General features: G+C 54.9%; 11 protein-coding genes, 1 tRNA gene and 1 riboswitch. Of the genes, 6 read left to right on the top strand and 6 right to left on the bottom strand.

Annotated elements, in window-relative coordinates; genetic code table 11:
* Positions 1–17: 17 nt before the first annotated feature.
* From HMPREF1323_RS02080 to HMPREF1323_RS02055, 6 genes are all read right to left on the bottom strand, one after another.
* Positions 18–1,106 carry a mannose-1-phosphate guanylyltransferase gene (locus HMPREF1323_RS02080; protein ID WP_009432466.1) on the bottom strand — a complete coding sequence of 363 codons (1,089 nt, stop codon included), beginning with the start codon at positions 1,104–1,106 and terminating at the stop codon, positions 18–20.
* A gap of 377 nt (positions 1,107–1,483) precedes the next feature.
* The gene (locus tag HMPREF1323_RS02075) at positions 1,484–1,777 is read right to left on the bottom strand and encodes a DUF1294 domain-containing protein (RefSeq protein ID WP_009432473.1); all 294 of its coding nucleotides are present in this window, start codon (positions 1,775–1,777) and stop codon (positions 1,484–1,486) included.
* The gene (locus tag HMPREF1323_RS02070; RefSeq protein ID WP_044123897.1) at positions 1,774–2,172 is read right to left on the bottom strand and encodes an FKBP-type peptidyl-prolyl cis-trans isomerase; all 399 of its coding nucleotides are present in this window, start codon (positions 2,170–2,172) and stop codon (positions 1,774–1,776) included. The genes HMPREF1323_RS02075 and HMPREF1323_RS02070 overlap by 4 nt, the downstream gene beginning before the upstream one ends.
* 103 nt (positions 2,173–2,275) lie before the next feature.
* A complete protein-coding gene (locus tag HMPREF1323_RS02065) occupies positions 2,276–3,220 on the bottom strand; it encodes a ribose-phosphate pyrophosphokinase (protein ID WP_009432499.1) in 945 nt (314 codons plus the stop codon).
* 43 nt (positions 3,221–3,263) lie between these two features.
* Positions 3,264–5,291: an alpha amylase C-terminal domain-containing protein gene (locus HMPREF1323_RS02060; protein WP_009432458.1), complete on the bottom strand. Its 2,028-nt coding sequence runs from the start codon at positions 5,289–5,291 to the stop codon at positions 3,264–3,266.
* A 51-nt stretch (positions 5,292–5,342) separates the two neighbouring features.
* Positions 5,343–7,601 (bottom strand): cation:proton antiporter, encoded by a 2,259-nt coding sequence (locus tag HMPREF1323_RS02055; RefSeq protein WP_009432428.1) that lies wholly within the window; start codon positions 7,599–7,601, stop codon positions 5,343–5,345.
* 307 nt (positions 7,602–7,908) lie between these two features.
* On the opposite strand from HMPREF1323_RS02055, the gene mscL reads away from it, so the two are divergent.
* The 6 genes from mscL to HMPREF1323_RS02025 all read left to right on the top strand — a co-directional run bounded on the left by mscL (position 7,909) and on the right by HMPREF1323_RS02025 (position 16,254).
* The gene (gene mscL / locus HMPREF1323_RS02050) at positions 7,909–8,331 is read left to right on the top strand and encodes a large-conductance mechanosensitive channel protein MscL (RefSeq protein WP_009432451.1); all 423 of its coding nucleotides are present in this window, start codon (positions 7,909–7,911) and stop codon (positions 8,329–8,331) included.
* A 1,039-nt stretch (positions 8,332–9,370) separates the two neighbouring features.
* Complete coding sequence (locus HMPREF1323_RS02045) at positions 9,371–10,249, top strand: nucleoside phosphorylase (protein WP_009432482.1); 879 nt, start codon at positions 9,371–9,373, stop codon at positions 10,247–10,249.
* Positions 10,250–10,266: 17 nt separating this feature from the next.
* Positions 10,267–10,656 (top strand): fluoride efflux transporter CrcB, encoded by a 390-nt coding sequence (crcB, locus tag HMPREF1323_RS02040; protein ID WP_009432478.1) that lies wholly within the window; start codon positions 10,267–10,269, stop codon positions 10,654–10,656.
* A gap of 20 nt (positions 10,657–10,676) precedes the next feature.
* Positions 10,677–13,517: a thiol protease/hemagglutinin PrtT gene (locus HMPREF1323_RS02035; protein WP_009432464.1), complete on the top strand. Its 2,841-nt coding sequence runs from the start codon at positions 10,677–10,679 to the stop codon at positions 13,515–13,517.
* Positions 13,518–13,609: 92 nt separating this feature from the next.
* A tRNA-Leu gene (locus HMPREF1323_RS02030) sits at positions 13,610–13,691 on the top strand.
* Between the two features lie 116 nt (positions 13,692–13,807).
* A riboswitch (TPP riboswitch) is annotated at positions 13,808–13,910 on the top strand.
* A 37-nt stretch (positions 13,911–13,947) separates the two neighbouring features.
* Positions 13,948–16,254, top strand: a complete 2,307-nt coding sequence (locus tag HMPREF1323_RS02025) for a TonB-dependent receptor (RefSeq protein WP_232203975.1) — start codon at positions 13,948–13,950, stop codon at positions 16,252–16,254.
* Positions 16,255–16,259 lie beyond the last annotated feature (5 nt).

The raw sequence follows: 16,259 nt of genomic DNA, 5'->3' as shown, positions 1-16,259 counted from the left end.
TATATAAGACTAAGTGATTAGTCGAACTTCTTATCAAATTGGACGGATGCTTCGCCCATGAACTCCTTAATGCGCTGCTCTTCATCGCGCTTACAGATCAAGAGGACTCCCTTACTCTGAGCTACGATACAGTCATTGATCCCCTGGACAACGACCAGCTGGTTCTCGGGATCTCCATCGAGCGAAACGATATTGCCCTCAGCCTCATAGAAGAGAGCCTTGGTATGGAGAGCCACATTCGCACGAGGCTCCTCACGCTTGAGCTCATAGAGCGAGCCCCAGGTACCGAGGTCTGCCCAGCCAAAGTCGACGGGAAGCACCATGACGTTGTCTGCCTTCTCCAAGACAGCGTAGTCAATCGAGATATTGGGGCACTCAGAGAAGACTTGGCTGACACGGCTCTGCTCCTCATCGGTAGCATAAGCACCCTTCACCTCGTCGAGGATAGAGGTCAGCGAAGGCAGGTACTGATGGAAGGCGTCGAGGATGGTATGTACGTTCCAAGCGAACATCCCACTATTCCAGAGGAACTCCCCACTCTCATAGAAGACCTTCGCCATCTCGATGTTGGGCTTTTCCGTGAAGGTCTTCACCTTCACAAAGTGCTCATCTTCGACATCAGTGAACTGGATGTAGCCATAGCCCGTCTCAGGACGTGAGGGGCGCACACCGAGGGTAACCAACTTGGGATGCGCCTTCACATAGTCGAGTGAACGGCAGATAGCTTCGTCGAAGGCATCCTCTTGCAGGATCAGGTGGTCAGCAGGAGTGACCAGAATATTAGCATTGGGATTCTTTGCGTAGATGTGATATGTCGCCCAGCCGATACAAGGTGCTGTATTGCGGCGCATAGGCTCCAGGAGGATCTGCCCTGGGGTCAGCTCAGGGAGCTGCTCCAGCACAAGGTCTCGGTAGATAGCGTTGGTGACGACGACAAAGTTCTCCTTAGGGATTACCTTCGAGAAGCGATCATAAGTCATCTGAAGAAGGGTGCGACCTGTGGCAAAGATATCGAGGAACTGCTTCGGCTTGGCCTCACGGCTATATGGCCAAAAGCGGCTGCCTACGCCTCCGCCCATGATGACACAATAGTTGTCTGTGTGCATAGTCTTTTTACTACCGGGGTTAGTATTACTACACAAATATAAGCATTAATACCATACGAGGCGATAGACTACTGGAGTAAAAACACCAAGTAGCACCCGCTACAGGACTGCCTCCCACGCTATCAAAAGCAGATGCGACTTTCCCTACATATTGCACGAAAGAGAGGTCATCCAGCAAAGCCTATCTATCTACCAGATAAAGCAACCAGTACTGGTCACCAAGCGAACCAGTACTGGTAAGATATATCGACCAGTACTAGTTCACACTTCGAGCAGTACTGGTCACTTCACTGACCAGTACTGGTTCGTTTCGCCTCTCCATAGGACCTCTATCTATAAGGCTATTAAAGGGGCTGGTTGATGCGAAAGAAGCAGTCTCAATAGAGGCGCAGGAAATAGAATGCCAGCAGCCCTTGGAGCAGGACGAAGACAGGGACGAGATAACGAAAACGCTTGTGCGAAGTCTTGTGATTCCACACGACCATCCCGAGGCAGGCACCTAAGGCTCCACCGAAGGCAGCCAAGAGAAGGAGCGTCCGCTCGGGGATGCGCCAGCGTCCTCCTCGAGCACGCCACTTATCGACGCCATAGACGACAAAGGTAAGGGCATTGAGCAGGAGTAGGAGTACTAAGACGAGATCAGCAGGCTGTGGTCCGAAGAGCTGCATCATGCGATACTGACGAGCTCCAGCTCGAAGATCAGGGTTGAGCCTGCGGGAATGCCAGGCTGCGCATAGCGACCATAGGCCAGCTCTGCAGGGAGATAGACTTCCCAGCGGTCACCGATACACATCTGCTGTAGGGCAATGATCCAGCCCTCGATGAGATCACTCAGGCGGAAGGCTGCAGGTACATCGCCCTCCGTACTATCAAAGACCTGCCCATCAATCGTCCGCCCCGTATAGTGAGCCGTGACGATGCTACGAGGCGACGGATGCTTACCATCTGCACGTCCTTCGGTAATTACCTTGTAATAGGCTCCTTTGGGCAAGGGCTTAATACCAGCTTCTTGAGACTTCGCTTTGAGCCAAGCCTTATTAGCCTCGATGTATTCACGCTTCTTCATACACATTCATTTATAGGCCTTCGCGACGAAGGCAAAGTAAACCCCGCCTCCACAAGTGTGGGGGCGGGGCTGTGATAGGGCTCCTCTACGAAGAGGGATACCTTTAGATAGAGTAAAGAATGCTGATCGACTCGTGATTGATCACACGATTGATAGCCTCAGCGAAGATATTGGCTACCGACACGATGTGGATCTTATCCGAGTGCTTACGCAGGGGGATGGAGTCGGTGAAGATCATTTCCTTGAGCGCCGAAGCATTGATACGCTCGGTAGCAGGATCACTCAGTACTGCGTGGCTGGCTACAGCGCGGACGCTACGAGCGCCATTCTGCATCATCAGGTCAGCCGCCTTACAGATCGTCCCTGCCGTATCAACGATATCGTCCACGAGGATGACGTCCTTATCCGTGACATCCCCGATGATCGTCATCTCAGCGACTTCGTTGGCCTTAGCACGGCTCTTGTGGCAGATGACCATGGGCACGCCGAGGAACTTAGCATAGGAGTTAGCACGCTTAGCACCACCGACGTCTGGCGTAGCGATGACCGTGCGCTCAAGATCAGACGTCTGGCGCAGGTAGTCGATGAAGACCATAGAGGCGTAGAGGTGATCCACAGGCACGTTGAAGAAGCCCTGGATCTGGTCAGCGTGCAGGTCCATAGTGATGACGCGCGTGACCCCTGCCGTGCTCAGCAGGTCTGCCATGAGCTTCGCCCCGATAGATACACGGGGCTTGTCCTTACGGTCCTGACGAGCCCATCCGAAGTAAGGGATGACCGCAGCGATGTAGTGTGCGGAAGCACGCTTAGCAGCATCGACCATCAGGAGGAGCTCCATGATGTTGTCCGAAGAGGGATAGGTGGACTGTACGAGGAAGACATCCTTACCACGGATACTGTCCTTGTAGTAGACAGAGAATTCGCCGTCAGCGAAATGCTCTACCTGCATATCACCGAGGTTAATACCCAGGGCTTCGGCGATCTTTCCTGCCAGTTCCAGCGAAGCAGAGCCTGCGAAGATGGCGATGTTCTTTGTGTTGATACTCATTTGACGTGTAAGTTGATTGGGGCTCACCACTATGGAGAGTCATTTAATTGTTTGTGTTACGCTTGATCACGAGAGCCGTACGTGCGGGGAGGTAGAGGCGCAGCGGAGCCAGAGCTGGACAGGCTGCAGTCCCAGCCTTCTCGGCAGGCTGCGTGGCATAGATGAGACTGTCGTCAATAAGGCCATAGCCACCAAAGGCCTTGCAGTCGGTATCAATGACGACGGTGTATGCGCCCTCAGGGACATTGATAGGATAGTCGACGTGAGAGCGTGTGGGGTGGAAATTGAAGACGAAGAGATAGTCCCCACGCCCGAAGGCCAGAGTCTTATCCTCCTCATGGATGTGATATTGCTCAATATGGAGCGAGTTGAAGGTCTTCACCGAGTCGATGAAGCGAACCATCGCACGGTCGAACTCCTGCAGGTCGTGGTAGAGGAGATCTGCATTATCTGCGAGGCTCCACTGACGGCGGGCGTAGTGGTAAGACCAGCCATTACCTTCGCGTGGGAAGTCAATCCATTCGGGGTGACCGAACTCATTCCCCATGAAGTTGAGGTATCCACCATTCATCGTGGTGGCAGTAGCAAGACGAATAAGCTTATCCAAGGCGATAGCGCGGTCCGTGATGAGCGTGCGACTTGAGCGGCTCATATGCCAGTACATATCGGCGTCAGCGAGGCGGAAGATGAGCGTCTTGTCGCCCACGAGTGCCTGGTCATGGCTCTCAGCATAGCTGATGGTCTTCTCATCTTCACGACGATTCGTGAGCTCATGCCAGATCGCACCTGGGCTCCACTCCTCGTCGGGGTGATCCGTGATGAGCTTCGTCCAGAAGTCGGGGATATTCATCGAGAGGCGATAGTCAAAGCCAAAGCCTCCGTCCTCGATAGGAGCAGCGAGACCAGGCATACCACTCACCTCTTCGGCGATCGTGATCGCATCGGGGTAGACGCTATGGATCAGCTTATTAGCCAGCGTGAGGTACGCCATAGCATCGGCATCCTGATGACCATTGAAGTAGTCGGAGTACGAGGTGAAGCACTCGCCGAGGCCGTGGTTGTAGTACAGCATCGAGGAGACGCCGTCGAAGCGGAAGCCGTCAAATTTGAAGACCTCCAGCCAATACTTACAGTTGGAGAGGAGGAAGTGGATGACATTGTTGCGCCCATAGTCGAAGCACAGCGAGTCCCAAGCGGGATGATCACCACGAGGACCTTCGTGGAAGAAGAGCGTGCGCGAGCCGTCATAGCATGCCAGCCCTTCGACCTCATTGCGCACGGCATGGCTGTGCACGAGATCCATAATGACCTTGATACCAGATGCGTGAGCTGCGTCAATGAGCGCCTTCAGTTCGTCGGGCGTACCGAAGCGGCTACTGGGTGCAAAGAAGCTTGAGACATGGTAGCCAAAGGAGCCATAGTAAGGATGCTCCTGGATGGCCATAATCTGAATGGCATTATACCCGAGGTCAATAATACGGGGAAGGACCGTCTCTTGGAACTCACGATAGCTACTTACCTTGCCTTCCTCTGACGACATACCGATGTGGCACTCATAGATCATGAGGGGCTCTTCGGTACGAGCTGGACGTGCGTGACGGAAGGTATAGCTATCCTCGGGTGCCCAGACCTGGGCGCTGAAGATACCCGTTGAAGGGTCTTGTACTACACGAGTAGCCCAGGCAGGGATGCGCTCACCACTCCCATAGCCCCAGTGGACAAAGAGGCGATAGAAGTCACCGTGACGCATTGCCTTGTCTGAGATACAGATCTCCCAGTTGCCATAGTCATCGACACGCTTGAGCTTCCACACCGACATCGTCTGCCAGTTGTTGAATGAGCCAATAAGGTGCACACTCTGAGCTCCAGGGAGGAACTCACGGAGGATCCAGCATCCCTTCTCCTTATCATGGTGTAGGCCATAGTGAAGATAGCCGTCGGCAAACTGCTCCAAGGGAATATCTCCACCTTGAGTGATCGAGCGCTCACGGGCATGAGTGAACTCCATGCGGCGGCGGATACGCTCTTCGTAGGGCTTAAGCCATGGGTCATTTGCTGCTAACTTCGTCATAGTCTTTGTGCGTTGAGGCCAGTTGCTGGCGTGAAGTGATGAGGAGTGGACCTATTTGAGATTGAGTATCAAGGTGGAGGGAAGCTGTGCAAGGAGCTCTTCACAAGTATCAAAGGACTCCTGCCAATAGGTGTAGCTGACGACCACGAGGTCACACTCGGCGGGGACAGAGCAGAGCTTATCTGTTGTGATAATCTCTTCTCCTGGATGAGAATTGAGGCTCTCACGTGCGACTCCGGTGGAGAGGACAATGCGCAGTGTAGCCTGATTATTTTCGGCCATCGTGCGGGCATAGGGCAAGAGACGCAGGTCGCTGGCGCTACGCACATACACGAGGATATGCTTCGGTGAATCAAAGGAACGGCTCAGCAGGATACCTACTGAGCAGGGGGCACGGTGCACGAAGAAGGCCATCTTGTCGCGCAGCATACTATGGATGGAGAGGAGGCTCTCCGTGGTGCGCATCGGCAGCGAGCCCATGAAGCGGCTCATCTGCTGACGCATCGAGCTGGCCTCACGGTCATCTTCATCCGAGGAGAGACGTACGCCAGCCCCTACGATCAGGAGGTTGTAGCGCTCCGAAGTGAGCTTATTCAGCACGGCACTCTCTACCTCATCAGCTACGATATAGTCGGTCTCGAGAGGCTGCTCCAGCTCTTCGGCAGCACGGAGGATGGGGCGGAAGCTGTCTTGGTAGAACTTATCTGCCTCGATGGGATTGATATCCTTGTCGGTAGTGATGTGCAGGGCCGTCACATTGGGGTGAGCGCCACCACGGCGTAGGAGCTGATTCGTCAGATGCAACAGCGTAGCCCCCGAGGAAGGACGACCAAAGGAGAGGAGCACCTTAGCTCCTGCCTGCTTATCAATAGTCTCGATGTGGTCACGCTTACGCTCCCTCATGCGGATGAAGACATTGATCAGGCGCACCATCGGCATCGTCATCACTGTCGTGATCACCGTCATCAGCACCAGTACCGCATAGATCGTCGGGGGAAGGATCTTCATCTCATAGCCGATACCCAAGACGACGAGCTCCATCAGCCCACGCGTATTCATAAAGGCCCCGAGATAGATGCTGCTCTTAGGGCTTTCGCCAGAGAAGCGTGCAGAGACATAGGTACCACCGACCTTCCCGATGACAGCGACAAGTGTGAAGAGCCCGAGGAGCACCCAGGTAGCAGGGCTATCGATGAGTCCCAGCTCGGTCTGCAAGCCGCTCGACACGAAGAAGAGCGGAAGGAAGAGCATCAGCGAGACGTCCTCAATCTTGTCGGTGAGAATCTTGCGGAAGGAGAGATCCTCTGGCATGACGAGCCCGAGCATGAAGGCCCCGAAGAGGGCGTGCATACTCAGCAGCTCGGTGATGTAGGAGGAGAGCAGGAGGAGGATGAAGATCACCCCGACCATACCATGGCTGATGACCTCCGTATTGTTGTACACCTTCCCCGCTACACGGAAGAGCGGGCGGATGATGCCAAACATCACCAGCAGGTATACAATGAGGAAGAGTAGGTTGTAGCCTGTGCTCAAGATACTCCCACTCTGTGAGATCGCGATGATCGCAGCGAGCATGAGCCAAGCGGTGATATCGCCAGCAGCAGCCGTAGAGAGGGAGAGCTTCCCGAGGTGCGTGCGCTGTAGATGGTTCTCCTGGATGATACGTGCCAGTACAGGGAAGGCCGTGATACTCATGGAGATCCCGATAAAGAGAGCAAAGGGCGTGAAGTCCGTTAGGCTCGAGGCATACTCCGTATATATAGCGTAGCTGAGTGGTAGGGAGAGTGCAAATGGGATGAAGATCCCAGCATGGCTGATGATAAGGCTACTCTTGAGCTGACGGCGGATATCCCCTAAGCGAAGCTCCATACCGATGGCAAACATAAAGAGAATCAGCCCAAAGTTGCTTAGCAACTGGATATTAGGAAGGCTCTCCGCTGGGAAGAGTGCACCAAAGAGCTCGGGAGACACACGCCCGAAGAGCGATGGCCCTAAGAGAATCCCTGCGACGATCTCCCCGATGACGGCAGGCTGACGCATCTTGCGGAAGACCCACCCCATAATACGGGCGGCCAGGAGGATAATAAGGATCTGGAGGAGGAGCACCCCGATGGTAGAGTGTATATGGTGCGTGACGCTGGCGCTGAAGTCTCCGAAGGCAGAGGAGAGCGTCGCGACTTCTTCTGCGGGACGCAATGCCGTAGGGGTAAGTGCCTCACCTAACTGGAGCGTCCCCCAAAGGGCAGCCACAGAGGCAAGCAGTATCACGATGTAGAAGACATAGGGAAGGGCTCCCCGTTCTTTAGGCATGCTGTTCCGTTGTGTTGTAAGCGCGAGCTGCGGCAGATGGAGGGTACTCGTCCTCATCAGCCAAGCCCATACGCACCGCCAAAGATACAAATTCTTTAGGAGGTAGGCAGTAGGTCACATACCTCCAGAGGGGGATCTTACCTACGGTACATCCTCCTACTCAGACACGCATAGCACACATTTCTCAGCACACCTTCATAAGCATTATATATACGTCCATAGAAAGGGCTAGTGATTAAGGTTGCATTTTATGATTATCTTTGCAAGAGATTACAATTAATACTTAGAACGTAAAGCAAAACAAGCAATGGGAAAGTTCATCCAAGAGTTTAAGGAGTTCGCCCTCAAGGGTAATGTCATGGATATGGCTGTGGGTATCATCATCGGTGGTGCCTTCGGTAAGATCATCACTTCGCTGGTCAATGACATCATCATGCCTCCTATCGGCCTCATCACGGGCAGCAGCTTCAGCGATGCTAAGGTCGTCCTGCGTCCCGCAGAACTCGATGCTGCTGGTGAGACTGTCAAGGAAGCAATTGAGCTGAACTGGGGTAACTTCGTCCAGACGACTGTGGACTTCTTCATCATCGCCTTCTGTATCTTCCTTATGATTAAGGCTATGAACGCCTTCCGCAAGAAGGAAGAAGAGCAGCCCGAAGCTCCTGCAGCTACGCCTGAAGATATCGAGCTCCTCCGCGAAATCCGCGACGAGCTGAAGCGCCGCGGCTAAGCTTCCCTTCCGCCCTCTGTGGCTGGTACAGCATCAAGCCCTTCTCTGAGCACATCGCTCGGAGAAGGGCTTTTCACTTTCCTCCCCTAAGCTGGCAAGTTAGCGACTAAGAGTAGAGCATACACGAGGCAATATAAGTGGAGGATGTAAACCACTATTCGTATGGAGGGCGAACCAATAGTGGTACAGCATACAAACCAATAGTGGTCGATGAGTGAACCAATAGTGGTCACGACGTCGACCAGTATTGGTCCGAAAGCGAACCTATATTGGTCGGAGCGGTGACTAATATGAGACTGTTCCTTAGAGTCCTGTCCTCTATTTAGAGTGCTAAGGCTTCGCACACCCAGCTCCCCGATATGCCTCTCTGAAGTGGCCGAGCAAGCCCTCCGCCTTATCGTGAGTATTCCTCTTATCCAGCGAAGGGAAAAGCATAATTCTCATGAAGAAAAAGGCGCCTTCACGTAGTGGTTTTCATCTATGCACGTAGTCTTAAAGACCAGGTACGTAAATCCAAATATCCACGTACGTAGATATTAGAGCCACGTACGTAGTCCAAACTTTTCTGCCACTCATCCATAAGTTTTATCCCTACGCGGAGCAACAACCTAATATAGATCACGTCACAAAGCTATATAGCTTTCTTCGCCATACCTATATAGGTCAACTCACGCAGCCATATACCTATATGAGAACATTGCGCAAGACGAGCTCTTCATTACTCGTACCTTCTCACCTCGAAAATTGGAGGCTTTAGGCTGAGAAGTTCGAAGGAGGAAAGTGCAAGCTGTGAAGAAATGGCCTTGGCAATGGTCTCCATATAGGTTAATCTCCCTCCCTTCGGAAGTATGCTCTATGGCCTACCCAAATGGAAGCCTCCTTGATCACAACTCGAGGAGCGAACTATCTGAGGATAACCTCCCAATCAACAGAGTCCAAAAAAGTTGGCGTATCTTTGATAATCCACTCCTCTCCTCTCCTCATGGGGAGAGGCACTCATCTGAAGGCGTCTCGCCTCCCTACCCTACCAAGAATACTTATGAGTAATAAGCGTACCATCCCCACCTCTGAGCTCATCATCAATGGTGACGGCTCTGTCTTCCACCTTCATCTGCGTCCCGAGCAGCTCGCTGACCGCGTCTTCCTCGTCGGGGACCCCGCACGAGTTGACATGGTCGCTTCACGCTTCGACTCCATCGAGTGCAATGTATCGAGCCGTGAGTTCCACACCATCACAGGCTCTTACAAGGGCAAGCGCATCTCCATCGTCAGCCACGGCATCGGCACGGACAATATCGACATTGTCCTCAATGAGCTGGATGCCCTGGCGAACATCGACTTCGAGACCCGCCAAGAGAAGGACACCTTCCGTCAGCTCACCCTCGTACGTGTCGGCACCTCGGGCGGACTGCAGGACGAGACTCCTATCGGCACCTACGTTGCAGCCGAGCACTCCATCGGCTTCGATGGTGTGATCTACTTCTACTCGGATACGGCACGCATCCGCAATCGCGCCTTCGAAGAAGCTCTCATCAGTCAGCTCGACTGGAAGATCGAAGGCCTGCGCCCCTACGTCGTCGCTGCAGACAAGAGCCTCATCCAGCAGATCTGTCAGGACGACGTCCTGCGAGGAAACACCATCGCTGCTAATGGCTTCTACGGCCCCCAAGGTCGTCAGCTGCGCCTCCCTCTACAAGATCCCAAGCTCAATGAGAAGATTCAGGGCTTCAACTTCGAGGGCTACCGTCTGACGAACTATGAGATGGAGAGCTCCTCTCTCGCTGGGCTTGCTGCTCTCATGGGGCACCGTGCTATGACTGTCTGCTGTATCATCGCTGGGCGTAAGGCACAAAATATGAATACCGACTACAAGGGCAGCATCGAGGGGCTTATCGACCTCGTCCTCGAGCGTATCTAAGCCCCTTCACTGCTAAAATGGAGGCACTTTCTCTCAAGGCCCTATTATACATCTTCATCGGAGGAGGCTCAGGGAGCCTCCTCCGTTACCTTATTGGCTGGGGGACAGCACAGCTCCTCGGACGGCCTACCCCATGGGCGACCTGGGGTATCAACCTCTTGGGCTCCCTTCTCATCGGGCTACTCTTGGGGCTGATGATGCGCCCTACGGGGCTCAGCTCTGACTACCGCCCGCTGCTCATCATCGGATTCTGCGGCGGCTTCACGACCTTCTCTACCCTCTCGGCTGACCTCGTGAACTACCTACGTAGCGGGGAGCTTCTCACAGCTCTCGCCTACCTCAGCCTTAGCCTCATCGGGGGCGTCTTACTGGCTTACCTCGGCCTTCGCTGGGGGCGCACCCTCTGATAGTATCCTCATCCTACGCTATGCATAGATCTCTACGCTTTCTCACCCTACTCCTTTCCCTCACAGCTCTCACAGAGAGTGCCCTTGCTAAACCCATCGACCAAGCGACAGCCTCGCAGCTGGCACGCCAAGTCCTCCGCGTCAGCAATACCTCCGCACGCAGCCTTCAGCACCTTCAGCTCACCGAGCGCCCTACCTACTACATATATAATGTAGGGGGAGGTGGAGGCTTTGCACTCATCGCCAAGGACGATACAGGGGGAGCTATCATCGGCTACAGCGACCGTGGGAGCTTTGACCTGGAGCACATGCCCCAGGAGCTCAGAGCACTTTTCTCTACTCTTGACCAACCTCAGCCCGCCGCACAAGACAAGAGCGAAGCACGCGCCTTTGCCTATCCACCCAAGCACGGGAAGGTAATAGCCCCCTTAGTTAGCTCGCGCTGGGGGCAAGGCCATCCCTATAGCCTCGGCACCCCGACCTATACCGACAGCGATGGCGACCAGCAGCACATGTATGCTGGGTGTGTAGCCGTGGCTATGGCTCAGGTGATGTCCTATCATCAGTGGCCTGCTCAAGGCACTGGATCCAAGACGCACAATCAGCTCGGCTATCGCGACTTCTCCGCAAGCCACTACCGCTGGGGCGATATGCGCCCCGTCTATGGGAACGATGAGCGCTACATCGGCTCGGGGAACAATCGTCGTGTACGCCCCGATGATGATCCGATCTTCACCTCGGTAGCCCAACTCATGTCCGACCTCGGAGTCGCCGTATCTATGGGCTACACCCAGTACGCCAGTAGCACCTCCTCCGAGCAGGCTGCCGCAGCACTCTCGACCTACTTCAGCTATGATGCTACGCCTGCTCTATCGGCCTCGGTCCTTGGGATGAGTACCATTGAGCGTCTTCTGAAAGAAGAGCTTGAAGCGGGCTTCCCCATCTACGTCAGTGGGATGAATCGGAGTGGAGGCAAGCTCTATGGTCACGCTTGGGTCGTGGACGGAGTAGATGCCGACGGGCTCTTTCACATGAACTTTGGCTGGGACGGGCAAAGCGATGGCTACTATTCGCTCCGACGTATTGCCCCTGGGCAAGCAGGGAATGAGTTTGCTGGTCGCAAGGTCGACTTCTCCCAAGGGATACAAGTCATCTTAGCCCGTCCCAAGCGCACGGGTACAGCTCCACTCTCTGATGAGGTGAAGGGCATGGGATCAGGATTAGCAAGTCACTACTCAGCCTTCCTCCGCCTGCATGGAGCTGGAGGCATGAAGCGTGCTCGCAAGAAGGGCATCGATGTAGACCTCGCTGGCTTCATCAACAAGGGGCTTCCCTTCAAGGGTGACTACGGCTATGGACTCTACGATAGCGAAGGGCATCTCCTGCGTATCTATCCCTCCAAGTACCACAGTGCAGGGGGCTTCACCAAGGTCAAGCTCTATGGACAGATGGTCGATGGGCAGTACATCAGTGAGGAGATGGCCGAGACGGACCGCTTAGCTATCGAGGGCCTCTCAGCGGGTATCTATGCCCTGCGTCCGATGAGTTCACGCCTCCAAGAGGATGGAAGCTGGACTCCCTGGCAGCTCATCCTGGATGCCCCCACCCTGGGTCTTCGTCTCACTGATAGTGAGGTGGAGGTCATCGAGGAGGACGGCTTCGACCGAGGCTTCCAGATCATGGAGCCCCTGCAGCAGCCCGCACTCTATCCTGGTGATGAGGTCCGTCTTCCCCTCGTCATCAAGCATCTCGCTGCCACCAGCCGCGACACCCAGCTCGTCCTTCGTCTCTATGACGAAGCAGGCAAGCTCGTCAAGGGCTTCCAAGAAGCAGCACCGCTTGAGCTGGAGTTCACGCCTATGGAGACACGTCTTGTCTACCTACCTCTCACCCTCCCTGCTGGGATACAAGCAGGGCGCTATCGTCTCTCGCTTGAGGTAAAGCACGGTGATGGCAGCAGCACCTATCCGACACAGCGCTACCAGCTTCGTGAGGAGACCTATCTCACGGTATCAGCTCCCATCACGGGACGCGTACAGGCCGTAGGAGCTCTAATCACAGACGCCGCAGGGCAAGAACTCAAGAGCTATCCAGTAGACCTCACTACAGGTAGTAGCTCATACCTTGCTGTCAGCGTGAAGACTCCTTCATCTAATACGTCTCTCGGCACGATACGCCTCTACCTCGAGGATCCCACGACAGGGAGCCGTACACTCTGTGCAACACGTACCCTCACTCACTCGAGCTTCTACACGATGACCAACATCATCAAGAGCGATGCCCTCACCCAGCAGCTTCTCGGCAACCTCATCACAGGTAGAGCCTACCGCGTCGTGGCAGAGGTCACACAGGGTGAGACGGTGTACAGCGCTTGGGCACCTAACGAGCCTGCCGTCTACGTGACCTTCATCACAGGACGAAGCCCAGAGACGCCACCGACAGCTGAGGTCCGTCCAGCCGAACCCGCAACTGATGAGCAACCTGAGCCTGAGCCAGCACCTACACCTACTCCGACACCTCAGCCACAGCCTCAGCCACAGCCTACGCCCCAACCGACTCCGAAGCCGACGCCTCAGCCCGTGCCTGACCCCAAGCCAGAGCCTAAGCCGATACCGACACCAAAAGAAGAGGAGCATCAGGAAGGGCAACTTCGCTACTTCCCCAGCGAAAGCCGTGTCGAGGTCATCGGCAAGCAGCTCCTTCGTCTGGAGGTCTTTGACCTGGCGGGTAAGCGTCTTATCCTCCATACCCTCACAGGTACGACGCAGGCAAACCTCTCGCTTAGCACCCTGCCACGCGGGCTCTACCTCGTCCGTGTGCTGGATGGGACGAGCTACTCGACGCACCGTATCGCCCGATGATCAGGCGAGCGGTATTGGCTACAACGGATATTATCACTACCTTTGCCACACAATTACAGAAGCCTTGCCCATGGGCAACATGCTTCACACAGGCGGCTGTGGTGTAATTGGTAGCCACGTCAGACTTAGGATCTGATGCCGCGAGGCGTGGGGGTTCGAGTCCCTTCAGCCGCACTGAAAGCAGGCGATCTACTCTATCGATGAGTAAGACCGCCTGCTTCTCTTTTATACATGGGACGCTATTTGTTTGGTAAATGCCCTACCTTGGCTTACCTTTGCGCCCGAAAGAACTAAGGACAAAGGGGTGCTCACCGCACATGATGGTGAGCTGAGATGATACCCTCAAGACCTGACCCAGATCATGCTGGCGTAGGGATTGTTCATCGACCATTATCTACCCTTTCCCCTTCAGCTCTGCATTACTATGCAAATGAATAAGTATTGTATGATGAAGAGAAAAACAACGCTCCTCTCCACCGTGGTCCTCTCGGCCACAGCTACCTTCCTAGCCTCTCCCTCCGTAGCTACAGCTACACAGCTCGCAGATAGTCTCAGCACGCACCGCCTCGAGGAAGTGCAGGTAACCGCTACACGCGCTTCGGCAAAGACGCCTATGTCTTTCTCCAACGTCTCGAAGGGCCAGCTGCTGAAGTCAAACCTTGGGCAAGACGTCCCCTACCTCCTTCTGCAGACACCTTCCGTCGTAGCGACGAGCGAGCCTGGTATCGGTATCGGCTACACCTACCTGCGAGTACGTGGGGTTGATGCAGCCGGCATCAATATCATGACCAATGGCGTGCCACTCAATGACTCAGAGAGCCAAGGGGTCTTCTGGGCAAATATGCCGAACTTCTCCTCCAGCATCCAGGATGCTCAGCTCCAGCGTGGCGTCGGGACATCATCTAATGGCTCTGCTGCGTTCGGTGCCAGCCTCAACCTCCGCACCGACCACTTCTCCATGACGCCGACCGCCTCCCTCACCCTCCTCGGTGGGTCTTACAACACCTTCCGACGTGACGTCCATGCCTCTACAGGGCGCATCGCAGGGCATTGGGCCTTAGAAGCTCGCCTGGGGAAGACGACCACGGATGGCTACATCGACCGCAGTGGTACGGAGGGCACCTCGTACTTCCTGCAGGGAGGCTACTTCGGAGAGAATACCATCCTCAAGCTCCTCTCCTTCGGTGGCAAGCAACGGACGGGGATCGCTTGGAACGGACTTAGCCCCGAGAAAGAAGCCGTCTACGGCCGACGCTACAACTCCGCTGGGCACATGAATCCTGGTAGCACGCCTCAAGATGCTCGCTACCGATATAATACGGACAACTATGAGCAGTACCACTATCAGGCGCAGCTCACCCAGCGTCTGAGCGAGGGCTTGATACTCAATCTCACGGCACACTATACCAAGGGCTACGGCTTCACCGACGAGTACCGCACGGGACGTGAGCTCAAGGAATACGGCCTGAAGGAATTCATCCTCCGTGATGAGAATGGCGCTGCTATCCTCGACAAGAATGGCAAGGAGCAGAAGATCAAGAAGATCACGCTACTTCGCACCAAGTACCTCGACAATGATTTCGCAGGGGGTATCGCGACGCTCGACTATAAGTCCGATCGTCTGGAGCTCACCGCTGGGCTATCAGCCAACCACTATACGGGCGACCACTACGGCGAGCGCCTTCCCGTCACTCCCTACCCTTACCTCGTAGAGCCTAATGAGCGCTACTACGAAGACAAGGCCAATAAGACCGATCTCTCAGGCTTCGTCAAGGCGAACTATGAGGTAGTGACTGGCCTCAACCTCTTTGCCGACCTCCAGTACCGCTTCATCGACTACCGCATCGCAGGTACTATTGACCACTTCGTGAAGAATAGCCAGGGAGCGATGGTAGCGCAAGAGATCGACCTCAAGAAGACCTTCAACTTCCTCAATCCAAAGGCAGGGCTCTTCTATCAGTTCGCTCCCCAGCATCACGTCTATGGCTCGGTCGCAGTAGCTCACCGAGAGCCCAATCGTAAGAACTACACCGAAGTCAGCCCCAAGGACTACCCCCGTGCTGAGCGCCTCACGGACTACGAAGTCGGCTACGGCTTCCGCAGTCGCACCTTCACCGCTGGGCTCAACCTATACTATATGGACTACCACGATCAGCTTGTGCTCAATGGTAAGCAGAGCGATGTCGGCGGTAAGCTCAGCGAGAACGTAGCCAGCAGCCACCGCATGGGTGCCGAGCTCAATGCCTCATGGAAGATCTGCCCTGTGCTTCGCTGGGATCTGGCTGGTGCCGTCAGTAAGAACCAAATCAAGCAGTACCACCTCTACGCTTGGAGTGATCAGGCAGGGGCCGAAGTGCTCACGACCTACGACCGCACTCCTATCGCTTACTCACCCCAGCTGGTCCTAAGCAATACGCTGACCTTCGCGCATCGTGCCTTCGAAGCGGCCCTAACCTCGCAGTACGTCGGTATGCAGTACCTCGACAATACGGGGAGCCGTGAGCGTAGTCTCCCCGCCTATCACGTAGCGAGCTTACGCCTTGGCTATGAGCTCCCCGTACACTTCGTGCGTAGCTGGAGCATCAGTCTGCAGATCAACAATCTCTTCGATGCACGCTACTCCAGCAATGGAGGTGCAGGCTACACCTTCGACAAGAATGGTGCGATCAGCAGCTACACGTGGACCTATCCTCAGGCTGGTATCCACGCCTTCCTCGGCACAACCATCACAATATAATCTCT

It is taken from the genome of Porphyromonas sp. oral taxon 279 str. F0450 (assembly GCF_000292995.1).
Classification (GTDB): domain Bacteria; phylum Bacteroidota; class Bacteroidia; order Bacteroidales; family Porphyromonadaceae; genus Porphyromonas; species Porphyromonas pasteri.
Note: the sequence above shows the minus strand (reverse complement) of the source record. Positions and strands in the feature narration are given on the sequence as shown.

What these genes read in the sequence shown, in the direction of transcription:
- HMPREF1323_RS02080 (WP_009432466.1), bottom strand. Translation starts at nt 1,106, where the DNA reads ATGCACACAGACAACTATTGTGTCATCATGGGCGGAGGCGTAGGCAGC.
- HMPREF1323_RS02075 (WP_009432473.1), bottom strand. Translation starts at nt 1,777, where the DNA reads ATGATGCAGCTCTTCGGACCACAGCCTGCTGATCTCGTCTTAGTACTC.
- HMPREF1323_RS02070 (WP_044123897.1), bottom strand. Translation starts at nt 2,172, where the DNA reads ATGAAGAAGCGTGAATACATCGAGGCTAATAAGGCTTGGCTCAAAGCG.
- HMPREF1323_RS02065 (WP_009432499.1), bottom strand. Translation starts at nt 3,220, where the DNA reads ATGAGTATCAACACAAAGAACATCGCCATCTTCGCAGGCTCTGCTTCG.
- HMPREF1323_RS02060 (WP_009432458.1), bottom strand. Translation starts at nt 5,291, where the DNA reads ATGACGAAGTTAGCAGCAAATGACCCATGGCTTAAGCCCTACGAAGAG.
- HMPREF1323_RS02055 (WP_009432428.1), bottom strand. Translation starts at nt 7,601, where the DNA reads ATGCCTAAAGAACGGGGAGCCCTTCCCTATGTCTTCTACATCGTGATA.
- mscL (WP_009432451.1), top strand. Translation starts at nt 7,909, where the DNA reads ATGGGAAAGTTCATCCAAGAGTTTAAGGAGTTCGCCCTCAAGGGTAAT.
- HMPREF1323_RS02045 (WP_009432482.1), top strand. Translation starts at nt 9,371, where the DNA reads ATGAGTAATAAGCGTACCATCCCCACCTCTGAGCTCATCATCAATGGT.
- crcB (WP_009432478.1), top strand. Translation starts at nt 10,267, where the DNA reads ATGGAGGCACTTTCTCTCAAGGCCCTATTATACATCTTCATCGGAGGA.
- HMPREF1323_RS02035 (WP_009432464.1), top strand. Translation starts at nt 10,677, where the DNA reads ATGCATAGATCTCTACGCTTTCTCACCCTACTCCTTTCCCTCACAGCT.
- HMPREF1323_RS02025 (WP_232203975.1), top strand. Translation starts at nt 13,948, where the DNA reads ATGAATAAGTATTGTATGATGAAGAGAAAAACAACGCTCCTCTCCACC.